The organism is Erysipelotrichaceae bacterium 66202529 (assembly GCA_017161075.1).
Lineage (GTDB): Bacteria > Bacillota_I > Bacilli_A > Erysipelotrichales > Erysipelotrichaceae > Clostridium_AQ.
Map to the genome: position 1 here is coordinate 719,229 of CP046174.1, position 12,417 is coordinate 731,645.

Here is a 12,417-nt window from a genome sequence, read left to right on the forward strand (position 1 = left end):
ACTATTTATAAAATACCCTAAAACAAAAAAAACCTGCAAAATAGGCTGCTGAAAAAGTCAAATTTTATAATGTATTTCAAAAAAAATTACTGTGTATCTGGTAAAAGTGGTAGATAACTATCTAAAATGAATGTTTTTTACAGCACTTGTGGAACATAATTTTATGATTAGCGACTTTTTCAGCAGGCTCCTGAAAAAGGCATTTTTTTGTTCTGTATACTATTCAAACTCTGCAGTGCTTTGCAACAATTGAGCTTCCTGCCTGTTTCTAATGTTGTATTCGTTTATGTCTTGCTATGGAAAAGAAGCATCAGGGTTATTCTCATGCAAAACCTGCTTGCCATTTTCTGGCAGCCGTCTTATAATTTCAGAAAGAAATATAAGACTTGCGTGAGCATGAAACTTGTTTATCTGATGGTTTCGTAATCAGGAAAGGATGAATACAAATGAAAATTGCCCCATATACAGAAAAAGAACGGGAGCATTTAATCATGCTTCGCCGCTGGTTTCATGCACATCCGGAGGCCAGTCTGCAGGAATATAAAACAGCAGAGAAAATTGAGGAAGAGCTGGACCGGTATGGAATCACACATCGCCGTATTAAGGAAACCGGTGTGTATGCACAGATAAACGGAGAACAGGGAAGTGGAAAGGTGCTTGTATTACGGGCGGATACCGATGCCTTATCCATGGACGATCTGCTCGATCAAAGCTATCGTAGTGTACATCCGGGCTGTGCACATACGTGCGGTCATGATGCGCATACAGCGGTACTGCTGCTTGCCGCCAAGCTGCTGCAGGAAAGAAAAAAGGAGTTTTCTGGAGAGGTGCGCTTCTTTTTCCAGCCGGGAGAGGAAATCGGGCAGGGAGCCCGTACCTTTATACAGGAGGGCTGTCTGAAAGGAGCCGACCGTATTTATGGCGCGCATATGTGCAGTGCGCTGGATGTGGGGACGATATCCCTGACGCCGGGACCAATCAATGCCAGCTGTGATTATTTCCGTATCCATATCCAGGGAAAGGGCGCTCATGTATCCACTCCGCACAAGGGAATTGATGCCTTGTATATCGCCTCACAGCTTGTGATAAATCTGCAGTCCATCGTATCACGGTCATTATCGCCGCTGGATACCGCGGTTGTCGGTGTTGGGACGATGCGTGCTGGGAGACAATATAATATTGTGGCAGAGGAAGCCCTTTTGGAGGGAACGACCCGCAGCTTTTCAACCGATACCAGGGCCTACCTCAGGCAAAGGGTATGTGAAATTGCAGAGCAGAGTGCAGCATTATATGGCGCTGTTGCAGAGGTGGAATTTCAGGATTATGCGGCACCGCTGATCAATGACAGACAGGTGGTCGCAGATGTTACACCGATTGCAGAGAGCATTGCCGGTAAGGGTTATGTAATTTCCAATCAGGAGAAAATGATGCAGGCGGATGATTTTGCGGATTATCTGGCGCTGGTACCTGGCTGCTATGCCTTTATCGGCTCCAGAAATAAGCAATATGCAAACAGTGCGTTGCCTCATCATCATGCACAGTTTGATATTGATGAGGAAGCGATGCTGTTGTCTTTAGCGGTGTTTGTACAATATGCTCTGCACTATCTGGCGTGACAATCATGAGAAATTTAGAAAGAAGGCAAGATGTTATGAATGAAACAGTAAAGAAGGAACAGCTGCGCAGCTATGCGGAAGGCATCCTGCAGCCGGAAATCGTGGAAAGCATCACATATGAAGCAGGCTTTTCCGATCAGGAGGGAGACAGTGATGTTTGGCTGCTTGAAACGGATACGGGCAATGAATACTGGCTCATAGAGGGGGCATATCCTGCAAATATCATTAAGAAAAGCGGCATCTATCAACATGCGGAAAGAGCCTTTGAGGTTTATGTAGAGATGCTGCAGGAGGCAAAGGAAAAGCCGGAAATACCGGATCGCTTCCAGCAGCTGCAATAATACAAAGCCGGTTAATAGATATTGTATATATGAATGAAATGAGAAAAAATATAGGATTGAAGTAAGAAAAAAACAGGAAAAGCTGTTATCCTGGCAGGCTGAAAACTGAAAGATACGACAGGAAGATTCATAAAAATATAGCATATAACAAATACGAAAAGAGCTCTTTTGCATTGCAGCGGCAATACGAGAGGGCTTTTTTTGCATGCAGTAAATATACGAAGGAAACAATCATCCACAATCCATATGGAGTCAGGACAGTGACGGTGCAAGGAAGCCATACTGCTTTTCTATTGCTTTTCATTGCACGTATTCACCTTCTATGCTGTTGAGCGCTTTAATTGTTTCTAAAGATGTTATGATATCTGCTTCCGTAAGCAGAATCTTTACTTATTGTATTTTCCTGCGTGCGGATTGTTCGTTTTCAATATCTGCTCTGCTTACCGTGAAGGATATCCTGCTTTTTTCTGTTTTTACGCAGAAATACAGGAAAAATAGTGTAGGTTTCCTTCTGCATTGGCACACACATGAAGATATACGGTATTCCTGTTTATTTCTTTATGTGTTTTTTCTGCAGGCTTTCTTTACACAGAAACTTCAGCTAGTAAGCATGAAGTGAAAAAACCGTCTATTTTCAGACCACACAGCCCACTTTTGTGTAAAAAATGCCTGGTTTGACAGTGCTGGGACAGATAGGTAAACTATCAGTGTAGCAGATGTAATCGCTTTCTTGATCGGACGCTAATTCTCACATCGTGCTATGGAATGTATAGAACATATACAAAGTAATTGATTACTTTAGTCAGGAGGAAGCATGGTTGGATTTCTAATTGCAACCCATGGAGGCTTTGCTAGAGGGATTCTTGACAGCATTGAGCTGATTGCCGGCAGACAGGAGCGCATTGATACGATCTCCATTCTGCATGAGACAAGCATTGATGCGTTTGGAAAAGAGCTCACTGATAAGATTGTGGAGCTGGATGATGGTGAAGGTGTTGTCGTCTTCTGTGATCTGCTGCTGGCAAGCCCCTATAACCAGGCGACGATGAGCTATCGTGCTCTACAGGGAAAACATGAATACCGTATCCTGTCCGGTGCCAATCTGCCGATGATTCTGGAGGCCCTCAGCGGGCGGATGCAGAATCTGGGGCTGGATGCAATCAGCCGGATGGCACAGAATGCTGGTAAGGAAGGGATTCAGGAGTTTTTTGAGGAGTTCGCCAAGGTTTCTAAAACCGCTATGATTCAGTAAAAAGGAGAATCGTTATGAGCAATATTCTATTGGCACGAATTGATGACAGACTCATCCATGGACAGGTTATGACATCCTGGGTACGCTTTGTAAAGTCAAAAAACATTTTGATTATCGACGATGAAACCTATCATGATGCATTTATCCGATCCTTTATCACCATGGTGGTACCAAGAGGCATCCAGATTCAGGTGCTAGACACAAAATCCGGGATTTCCTTTCTGCAGGATTACCAGGGCCCAGGCCTTGTGCTACTTGCCAAATACCCGCAAACCTTCTATCTGCTGATGGAGGGCGGTATTGAATTTCAGGAAATCATCATCGGTGGAATGGGCGCAAGAGAAAACCGGAAGGTGTTGTACAAAAATATCTGTGCATCGGACGAGGAGCTGGATGTATTAAAAAAGCTGTACAAAAGCGGTATTTCTGTAAAAATACAGATTGTTCCGGAAGAAAAAGGGATTCCTCTGGAAACACTGCTGTAGATCAATCGTGCAAATGGACGTATTTGCACATAGAAAAGGAGAATAGAATTATGAAACAGATTGTATTTGCGCGCATTGATGACCGTCTGATTCATGGACAGGTCATGACGGCCTGGCTGAAGCAATGCGATGCCAATGAGGTTGTTATTATTGACAATGAATTATGTAAGGATACCTTTGTGGTCATGATGATGAAATCACTGATTCCATCCACAATCTCCCTGAAGGTGTTCAATGATGCGGATGCCGCCTCTTATTTAAAGGAGGATGGTAAAGGGGAAAAAATCCTGATTCTGGTAAAAACTCCGCAGGCAGTGTTAACGCTGATGAACAACGGAATTACACTGGAATATCTCAATATCGGCGGTATGGGAATGAAAGCCGGAAGAAGCAAGCTTTATAAAAATATTGCGGCTTCTGATGAGGAACGTGAGGTATTTCGTGAATTGCTCAATCGTGAGCTTGTCATGAAGGTACAGGTTGTTCCAACGGAAAAAGCTGAGGATTTAGGGAAATATCTTTAATACAATACATTATTAAAACGAAAGGAGAAACGGCTGTATAACAGCCGTATGGAATACGTATGCATATAAATGTTATTCAGGCAATTCTGATCGGATTTCTGTACTTCCTGTGTCAGAGTGGTACGCCATGGCTGACTGCATTCATGGGGAATTATGTCCGTCAGCCGCTGGTAAACGGCGCAATCGTTGGTTTGATCATGGGAGACCCCGTGCAGGGACTGATTATCGGTTCTGCCATCAATCTGCCTTTTATCGGAGTTATTATGGTTGGAAGCACGATGCCGACAGATTCAGCGCTGGCAGGTATTGTAGGGACTGCACTTGCCTTGGCGAGTGGTGCTTCACCGGAGGTCGCAGTATCTATGGCGGTGCCAATCGGTCTGCTGGGAAATCTGTTGTGGACGGTTCATATGACGAAAAACTGTATCTTTGTTCATATGATGGACAAGGCTGCGGAAACTGGTGATGTTAAGAAAATGAACTTTCTGCATGTATGGCCGCCACAGATCACAACTGCGCTTTTAATGACAATTCCAGTGGCACTGGTTGTATATTTCGGTGCGGATGTCGCAAAATCTGCGATTGATTCTCTGTCCGGTATGCCGCTGCATATGCTGGAGGTAATCGGCGGTGTTCTGCCTGCAGTAGGTATCGGTATGACACTGCGTATGCTGATGTCAAAAAAATCCGTTATTTTATTCTTCCTGCTGGGTTTCCTGATGGTGACTTATCAGGGATTCTCAATGATCGTTGTCGCATTGTTCGCCATCATCATTGCCTATTTCTATACAGATCTATCTTCAAAAAGGACAGGTGAATAATTATGGAAGAAACAAACAAGGAATTGAAGCAGAAAAAACAGATTACCAATAAAGACCTCATGCGGGTTTGGTGGAGATGGGTATTCTTTCAGGAGGCGAGTGTCAGCTATGAACGTTTACAGGCACCGGGCTTCTTCTATGCCATTTCTCCCGTGCTGGTAAAGCTGTATGGAGATAACCCGGAGGAGCTGACAGCGGCATGTAAGCGGCATATGCAGTTTTATAACTCAGAGCCGTACTGCGGTCTTGCGATTCACGGAATCACTTTGGCCCTGGAGGAGGAGCGTGCCAACGGAGCACCGATTACAGATGAGGCAATCAACTCTTTAAAAACTGGACTTATGGGGCCGCTGGCAGGACTTGGAGATTCTGTGCGTGCAGGAACGATTGCACCGATCGTCACGGCCTTCTGTATCAGTATCGGACAGACAGGAAATCTGATTGCGCCGTTTTTACTGGAGGGTATCCTGGTCGCAATCGTATGGCCGTTTGCTATCTGGCTGCTAAAAAAATCCTATCATACAGGAAAAGAGGGCATTCAGGAAATTTTCTCCAGCGGTAAGCTGAATTGGATCACCACAATGACCTCAACGCTGGGTGGTATTACATTGGGAGCATTGGCTGCCAGCTATGTGACACTGACCTCTCCGCTGGAATTTGTGCTGGGAAAGGGCAGTAAGATTGCCTTACAGGCAGATGTGCTGGATGTCATTTTGAAAAATATTCTGCCGTTAAGTATGGTGCTGCTTTCTGTATATCTGCTTAACAAAAAAGTATCCGCAGTAAAAATCATTCTGATTCTGGCTGCTGTCAGCGCAGCTGGTGTACTGATCGGATTGTTCTAATATCATAGAATGGGCCGATACATGTTGGCTCATTTTTTATGAGCAGCATATTTTGTGAAAGGAGATATCAAAGCGTATGTCAGAAACAGGGAATACGGAATATAAACAAAGCGAACAACTGCCTTACCGCACCTATGCACAGGTAAATCTTCAGCAGCTGCTGGAAAATACGAAAAAAGTGAAAGCATTGCTGAAACCGCAGACGAAGCTGTTATCCGTTTTGAAGGCGGATGGCTATGGTCATGGTGCTGTACAGGTTGCCCGGACAATAGAGGAAGAGAGTGACTGGTTTGCAGTTGCCTCCTTTTATGAGGCGAAGGAGCTTCGCGAGCATGGCATCACAAAACCTATTTTAGTCTTTGGCTTTCTTGATGACAGTCATGTGGAGGAGGCAGTGCAAAGGGATATCACCTGCAGTGCGCTATCCTATGAATATGCGATGCATCTGGCACACCTATGCGAACAGAAGAAGCTTCGTCTTTCCATGCATATTAAGCTGGATACCGGCTTTCACCGGCTGGGAATCGACTGTGATGAAAATCGTTTACAAGAGGCTTATGAGGAAGTTCGGCAGTTATATGAAACAGAAGCTCTGCATATCACTGGAATTTATACACACTTTTCCACAGCCGGAAGTAAGGTGGCGCAGGATGAAGCCTTTCTTGAGCGGCAGTACCAACAGTTCTGTGAAATTTTACAGCGCTTGAAAGAGGATCAAATTGATCCAGGAATCCGCCACTGCTGCAATTCCAAGGCAACCCTGACGAATCCTGAAATGCATCTGGATATGGTACGAGTGGGTCTATACCTGTATGGACTGGGGTCGGATGCCGATATCGAATACTTAAAGCTGAAGCCCATTGTGAACTGGAAAGCACGAATCTATGCAATCCGTGAGGTTGCACAGGGAGAAGGCATCGGCTACAGCCGTACCTTTATCACACCGAAGCCCATGCGCATCGGCGTGGTATCGCTTGGCTTTGCGGATGGATATGCACGCTGTCTGTATGCCTCCAATAAGGTATATGTCCTTGTACATGGTAAGAAAACAAGGATTTTAGGAAAAATCTGTATGGATGTTATGATGATTGATCTTACGGATATACCGGAAGCAGTGGTGAATGATGCCGTTACGGTCTTGGGGTGTGATGGAGAGCAGCACATCAGCGCCAATCTGCTTGGAAAGGAAACCGGGGGTACTGCTGTGGAAATTACCTGCGGGATGGGAAAACGCGTAAAGCGAGTATATGAGAATGAAGAAGGAAGCTGTTAAGGATATTTTACAGATTCTGCTTGGCTCGCTCCTGTTTGCCGTTTCGTTGAATGTATTTCTGATTCCGGTACATGTTTACAGTGCAGGATTCATGGGAATCGCACAGCTGCTCAGAGATTTTGTGAGTGTGTGCAGCGGGATACAGTTTCCCTTCGATATTGCCGGCAGTATCAATTTTCTTTTGAATATTCTTATCTTTGTATTCGCATTTCGCTATGTATCTCGGCGCTTTGCCATCATGACGCTGCTTACGATCGCCGTACAGAGTCTGATGCTGTCACTACTGCCAATACAACAAGAGCTCCTGCTGCAGGATCCCCTGGTATCCATTTTATTCGGCTCTGTATTATGCGCCATTGCTACGGTAATCACCTTTAACGGAAAAGGCAGCGGAGGTGGAATTGATGTGATCGGGATCTATCTGTCACAGCATAACAAGGGAAGTGTCGGCCGCATCTATATGCTGGTAAATACCTCGGTCTATCTGATTTGTCTGGTATTTTATGACTTTGAAACAGCCGTGTATTCCATGATCAGCTCTACCCTGTTATCCTTTGCCGTTGACCGGATACATAAGCGAAATATTGAGGTTGAAATTATGGTCTTTACGGAAAACAGCACAGAGCTTCGTAAGGAGCTGCTAGCCAGCAGTGAACGCGGCATTACCTGCTGGAACGGCTATGGCGCATATACAGAGTCGAAGAAGGATGTGCTGCTCAGTGTTGTGACAAGAGATCAGATGCAGACATTCGTCAGGCTGGTACAGACAATCGATCCAAAAGCGTTTGTCATTGTCAGCTCGCAGATTCAGGTTTATGGAAATTTTCAAAAACAGATCGTTTAAAGGAGGCACTATGAAGGATATTAAAGAAACACACAGCTTTATGAGGCTGGCAGAACAGCAGCTGCATGAGGTGGTAAATACATATGATATGAAGCAGTTGGAAAAAGCGGCAGATATGATACAGGCTGCAGAGCAGAAGGGGTGCCGTATTCATGTAACGGGAATCGGAAAGCCGTCCTATCTCGCCGGGTATGCGGCGTCTCTGCTTTCTTCCACGGGTTCCCCTGCTTATTTTCTGGATGGGACGGAAGCCGTTCATGGCAGTGCCGGGCAGGTTGCTGCCAATGATGTGGTTATCGCGATCAGTAATTCCGGCAATACGCAAGAGCTGAAGCAGACCATTCAGACGCTGAAGCAAAATGGTGCACATATTATCGCCGTTAGTGGCAATGCGGATTCCTGGCTGTACACACACAGCGATGCACAGCTGTATGCGCATGTGGAGCAGGAGGGTGATGCCCTCAACAAGCCGCCAAGAGCGAGTATCCTGGTGGAGCTGCTGGTGCTGCAGAGTCTCAGCGTATTGCTGCAGTATCGAAAGAACATTACAGGTAAGGATTATCTGAAATGGCATCCGGGAGGAAGCCTGGGAGAACAGACACGAAGGGAGGAACAGCTATGCCCGTCAAAGGATTGATTACCGCAATGATAACACCGATGAAGGATGGAGAAATCGATGAAGCCGGTGTGCGGCAGCTTGTAGAGCGTCTCATTCAAAAAGGTGTGGATGCATTGTTTATATTAGGAACAAACGGAGAATTCCATGTATTGCGCAGAGAGGAAAAGATCAGGCTTGCCGACATGGTGGTGCGCTTTGCCAATGGCAGAGTACCGGTTTATGCAGGAAGCGGCGGCAATTCCACCCAGGAGGTAATCGAGCTATCTCAGGATTTACAACAGACAGGCATTACGGCCCTCAGTGTGATTACACCGTTTCTTGTACCGCTGACACAAACAGAGCTGCAGCAGCATTATGAAGCAGTCGCTGATGCTGTAAAGGTGCCGATTATCCTTTATAATATACCGAAGAATACAGGAAACAATATCGAGCCGCAAACCGCAGCCGCTCTTGCGTGCCATAAAAATATTGTAGGAATTAAGGACAGTAGCGGAAATATCGAACAGATCCGGCAGTATATTGAGGCAACGAAGGGGATGGAATTTGCCGTGCTCAGCGGCAGCGATTCTCTGATTTTGAAGGCCTTGCAGCTGGGAGCGAAGGGAGCTGTGGCAGCGACAAGCAATCTTCTCACCGAAATAGATGTTGCTATTGTTACTCTGTTTGAGCAGGGAAGGCTAGCGGAAGCACAGGCTATGCAGGAGCGAATCGAGCCCTTACGTAAGGTTTTGAAGCTGGGCAGCATCCCATCGGTATTAAAGGCTGCTATGAACATGGCAGGGATATCGGCCGGGGAATGCAGAAAGCCGGTTAGGATGCCGGATGAGGCTGTATCGGCTGAAATCCGGATGATGCTGCAGCAGTATGAGCTGGAAGGAGAGAGATAGCATGTTTAAAGCAGATATCATAAACCGTATGGAGGCATGCGGTGCCATGGCAATCGTTCGTACGGAAAGTATTGAACGGGGGAAGGAAATCGCACGAGGCTGTTTACAGGGTGGAATCGACGTCATGGAAATCAGCTATACACTTCCCAATGCAGGAGAGGTTATTACAGCTTTGAATCATGCATTTGGAGCGGATATGCTGGTTGGCGCAGGAACGGTTCTGGATGCGGAAACCTGCCGCATAGCGATTCTGGCAGGAGCAAAATTTGTAATTGCTCCCAATTTCAGTAAAGAGGTTGCGCGTATGTGCAATCGCTATCAGATACCGTATGCCCCGGGCTGTACAACAATTACGGAAATGATCGAGGCGCTGGAGGTGGGAGCCTCCTATATCAAGGCGTTTCCGATTTCCAATTTCTACGGGCCGCAGCTTGCGAAAATCATTAAGACGCCAGTACCGAAAATGCCGCTGATGGCAAGTGGGGGAGCCACTCTTGACAATTTGCAGGAATGGCTGAGAAACGGTATTTCCTGTGTGGGCTTCGGCGGTTTGCTTACGAAGGGAACACAAGCGGAAATTGCAAAAAATGCAGAAAAAATACGCAGTATCATTGATACGTACAGAAAGTAACGAAGGATGCAGAAATGCATCCTTTTCCTATCAATATTGCCTTATAAACAAGCGACTTGCACTATATACATTATAACATGAGATGAATATTGAGAAGGGGAAAAGAAATATAGAGTTATAAGCATATTTAAAGGAAACATATGATTTCTTGAGAAAATATTATATATTTATTAGAAGTTATAATATTGTAGATTAGGTATGTCTATAGAAAGAGCAGCAATAAAAGCCGTTCAGAATTTAGAAAAGCGGTTTTTTGGCAGGTGCTTTTATAATTATGAATGAAAACGCTCTTCCAGCAACGATGCCAGTACTTCAAGAAATGCAAATTTTATCCTTTGGAAAACGGTGAAAAAAGTCAGCACTGTAAATTGCTGCTTCAATACAACATATAAGAATGCGTAAATGAAAGCTGTACTGGTTGTAAATGAAGGTATCCTGTGCTATGATTTGGCATAGAAAAGGATGATTTTATGAACAAACGACAGTCACAGATTCTGGATTTATTAAATGAGAATAAAAAAGTAGAGGTCACAAAGCTGTCCGAGCTCCTGCAGGTATCACAGGTCACGATACGCAAGGATCTGGATGCATTGGAAAGCAGCGGTATGCTGATTCGTGCGCATGGCTATGCGGTATTAAATGACAGCGATGATATCAATACGAGAATGGCATATCATTATGCTAGTAAACAGCGGATTGCCAAACAGGCTGTACAGTCCATTGAAGACGGGGAAACAATCATGATAGAATCAGGCTCCTGCTGTGCCCTGGTAGCGCTGGAAATCGCAGCTGCGAAAAAGGATGTGACACTGATAACAAACTCTGCCTTCATTGCGGATTATGTCCGTAAGACAGGAGCGATAAACATCATTCTGCTTGGCGGTGAGTACCAAAAGGAATCTCAGGTTATGGTCGGCCCGATGACCAGAAGATGTGCGGAAGCGTTCTATGTGGATAAGCTGTTTATCGGGACGGACGGATTTACAAAGGAAACCGGCTTTACCGGAAATGATTATATGCGCAGTGAAGCGGTGCGTGATATGGCGAAGCAGGCATCCCGTGTTATCGTAGTGAGCGATTCCGCAAAATTCCATCAAAAGGGTGTTGTCAGTCTGATGGATACCAAGCGTATAGACAGCGTTTATACAGATCAGGGAATTCCTGCAGAAATTGAAAGCTATCTTCAGCAGCAGGGAATCACAGTATATAAAAGCATATAAAAAGGAGCAGTACATGCTCCTAAAAGAAACAATCTATGCCTGCATCCAGGAAGACTTGGCGATAGTCCTCCAGCTCCTGTGGATGCAGGGCTTTTTTTTGTTTATACAAATACGGCCGCTGTAGAAGCTCATATTTATTTTCCCCAAACTGATGAAACGGCAATAGCTGCACGCGCTGTATGCCTAATCTTTGTAACAGCCTGGCAAAGCCTAACGCATCTGCGGCTGTAGAATTAAAATCCGGTATCACGGGAATCCGTGGCAAAATCGTTAATCCTTTGGATACAGCCCATTGCAGATTTCGTATTATTCGTTCATTGGGAACGGAGGTTCCTTCTTTATGCTTTTGGGAATCATAATGCTTGATATCAAACAGCAGTAAATCAAACAGAGGGGCAAGCTGCTGAAATGTCTGTTGTGGTACATATCCGGTTGTTTCAATAGCGGTGTGAATCTGCTGCTTCTGTAATTGTATGACGAGTGTTTCCAGAAAGGCAGGCTGACTCATTCCCTCCCCTCCGGATATGGTGACACCTCCGCCGGATTCCTCATAAAAATCCTTATCCTGTAAACAGATATCTACGATTTTCTGAATGGATGTGCGTTCCCCTTCATTTGATAATGCATGCGCCGGACAGGCAGAAAGACACTGCATACAGCCGATACATTGCCCGGGATCGATTTGTATACGTTGCTTTGACAGGGAAATGGCATGCTTTGGACAGATGTTTACACAGCTTTGACACTGTATGCAGTCCGGCTGCTTCCATACAATCTGAATCTGTTTCAGCTGGGATTCCGGATTGGAGCACCACTGACACCGCAATGGGCAGCCCTTTAAAAATACAGTGGTACGAATACCCGGCCCGTCATGTATACTGAATTTCTGTATATTGAAAACAATTCCATTCTCCATCATTCCATCCTCGCTTTACAACAGTATTCTAGCACAGCGGATTTGAAAAGTAAATGAATAAGTTTCAAATGAAATATAATTTATATTTTAATGAAATAATTATTGACTTAAATAAAAGATGAAGTATACTATAGGTGAATAAT

At 45.0% G+C, this 12,417-nt stretch carries 14 protein-coding genes; 13 read left to right on the top strand and 1 reads right to left on the bottom strand.

The annotated features are described in order from the left end of the window. The first annotated feature begins 446 nt into the window (after positions 1-446). From GKZ87_03415 to GKZ87_03475, 13 genes are all read left to right on the top strand, one after another. Positions 447-1,616, top strand: a complete 1,170-nt coding sequence (locus GKZ87_03415) for an amidohydrolase (GenBank protein ID QSI24622.1) — start codon at positions 447-449, stop codon at positions 1,614-1,616. A 35-nt stretch (positions 1,617-1,651) separates the two neighbouring features. Further along, positions 1,652-1,957, top strand: coding sequence for a hypothetical protein (locus tag GKZ87_03420; protein QSI24623.1), 306 nt, complete (start codon positions 1,652-1,654; stop codon positions 1,955-1,957). 814 nt (positions 1,958-2,771) lie between these two features. After that, entirely contained in the window at positions 2,772-3,209 is a 438-nt protein-coding gene (locus tag GKZ87_03425; protein QSI24624.1) for a PTS sugar transporter subunit IIA, read from the top strand. A gap of 14 nt (positions 3,210-3,223) precedes the next feature. After that, positions 3,224-3,694, top strand: a complete 471-nt coding sequence (locus tag GKZ87_03430) for a PTS mannose/fructose/sorbose transporter subunit IIB (protein ID QSI24625.1) — start codon at positions 3,224-3,226, stop codon at positions 3,692-3,694. Between the two features lie 50 nt (positions 3,695-3,744). Beyond that, on the top strand, positions 3,745-4,218 hold the full coding sequence (locus GKZ87_03435; protein QSI24626.1) for a PTS mannose/fructose/sorbose transporter subunit IIB: 474 nt from the start codon (positions 3,745-3,747) through the stop codon (positions 4,216-4,218). A 59-nt stretch (positions 4,219-4,277) separates the two neighbouring features. Beyond that, positions 4,278-5,039, top strand: a complete 762-nt coding sequence (locus GKZ87_03440; GenBank protein QSI24627.1) for a PTS sugar transporter subunit IIC — start codon at positions 4,278-4,280, stop codon at positions 5,037-5,039. Between the two features lie 2 nt (positions 5,040-5,041). Next, positions 5,042-5,884 (top strand): PTS system mannose/fructose/sorbose family transporter subunit IID, encoded by an 843-nt coding sequence (locus tag GKZ87_03445; GenBank protein ID QSI24628.1) that lies wholly within the window; start codon positions 5,042-5,044, stop codon positions 5,882-5,884. 76 nt (positions 5,885-5,960) lie between these two features. Continuing rightward, positions 5,961-7,157: an alanine racemase gene (gene alr / locus GKZ87_03450; GenBank protein ID QSI24629.1), complete on the top strand. Its 1,197-nt coding sequence runs from the start codon at positions 5,961-5,963 to the stop codon at positions 7,155-7,157. Next, entirely contained in the window at positions 7,132-8,001 is an 870-nt protein-coding gene (locus GKZ87_03455; GenBank protein ID QSI24630.1) for a DUF2179 domain-containing protein, read from the top strand. Before alr ends, GKZ87_03455 begins: the two co-directional genes overlap by 26 nt. Positions 8,002-8,011: 10 nt before the next feature. Next, positions 8,012-8,638, top strand: a complete 627-nt coding sequence (locus tag GKZ87_03460) for an SIS domain-containing protein (protein QSI24631.1) — start codon at positions 8,012-8,014, stop codon at positions 8,636-8,638. Beyond that, positions 8,620-9,507, top strand: coding sequence for a 4-hydroxy-tetrahydrodipicolinate synthase (gene dapA, locus GKZ87_03465; protein ID QSI24632.1), 888 nt, complete (start codon positions 8,620-8,622; stop codon positions 9,505-9,507). Before GKZ87_03460 ends, dapA begins: the two co-directional genes overlap by 19 nt. Position 9,508: 1 nt before the next feature. Continuing rightward, the gene (locus GKZ87_03470; GenBank protein ID QSI24633.1) at positions 9,509-10,138 is read left to right on the top strand and encodes a ketohydroxyglutarate aldolase; all 630 of its coding nucleotides are present in this window, start codon (positions 9,509-9,511) and stop codon (positions 10,136-10,138) included. A gap of 470 nt (positions 10,139-10,608) precedes the next feature. Next, positions 10,609-11,358 carry a DeoR family transcriptional regulator gene (locus GKZ87_03475; protein QSI24634.1) on the top strand — a complete coding sequence of 250 codons (750 nt, stop codon included), beginning with the start codon at positions 10,609-10,611 and terminating at the stop codon, positions 11,356-11,358. 19 nt (positions 11,359-11,377) lie between these two features. On the opposite strand, the gene GKZ87_03480 is transcribed toward GKZ87_03475, so the two are convergent. Continuing rightward, positions 11,378-12,274 (bottom strand): glycyl-radical enzyme activating protein, encoded by an 897-nt coding sequence (locus GKZ87_03480; protein QSI27870.1) that lies wholly within the window; start codon positions 12,272-12,274, stop codon positions 11,378-11,380. Positions 12,275-12,417 lie beyond the last annotated feature (143 nt).

Bases quoted from the DNA above. Each gene is read 5' to 3' on its own strand.
- GKZ87_03435 (QSI24626.1), top strand. From the start codon at position 3,745: ATGAAACAGATTGTATTTGCGCGCATTGATGACCGTCTGATTCATGGA.
- GKZ87_03430 (QSI24625.1), top strand. From the start codon at position 3,224: ATGAGCAATATTCTATTGGCACGAATTGATGACAGACTCATCCATGGA.
- GKZ87_03460 (QSI24631.1), top strand. From the start codon at position 8,012: ATGAAGGATATTAAAGAAACACACAGCTTTATGAGGCTGGCAGAACAG.
- GKZ87_03475 (QSI24634.1), top strand. From the start codon at position 10,609: ATGAACAAACGACAGTCACAGATTCTGGATTTATTAAATGAGAATAAA.
- dapA (QSI24632.1), top strand. From the start codon at position 8,620: ATGCCCGTCAAAGGATTGATTACCGCAATGATAACACCGATGAAGGAT.
- alr (QSI24629.1), top strand. From the start codon at position 5,961: ATGTCAGAAACAGGGAATACGGAATATAAACAAAGCGAACAACTGCCT.
- GKZ87_03415 (QSI24622.1), top strand. From the start codon at position 447: ATGAAAATTGCCCCATATACAGAAAAAGAACGGGAGCATTTAATCATG.
- GKZ87_03470 (QSI24633.1), top strand. From the start codon at position 9,509: ATGTTTAAAGCAGATATCATAAACCGTATGGAGGCATGCGGTGCCATG.
- GKZ87_03420 (QSI24623.1), top strand. From the start codon at position 1,652: ATGAATGAAACAGTAAAGAAGGAACAGCTGCGCAGCTATGCGGAAGGC.
- GKZ87_03480 (QSI27870.1), bottom strand. From the start codon at position 12,274: ATGGAGAATGGAATTGTTTTCAATATACAGAAATTCAGTATACATGAC.
- GKZ87_03455 (QSI24630.1), top strand. From the start codon at position 7,132: ATGAGAATGAAGAAGGAAGCTGTTAAGGATATTTTACAGATTCTGCTT.
- GKZ87_03425 (QSI24624.1), top strand. From the start codon at position 2,772: ATGGTTGGATTTCTAATTGCAACCCATGGAGGCTTTGCTAGAGGGATT.
- GKZ87_03440 (QSI24627.1), top strand. From the start codon at position 4,278: ATGCATATAAATGTTATTCAGGCAATTCTGATCGGATTTCTGTACTTC.
- GKZ87_03445 (QSI24628.1), top strand. From the start codon at position 5,042: ATGGAAGAAACAAACAAGGAATTGAAGCAGAAAAAACAGATTACCAAT.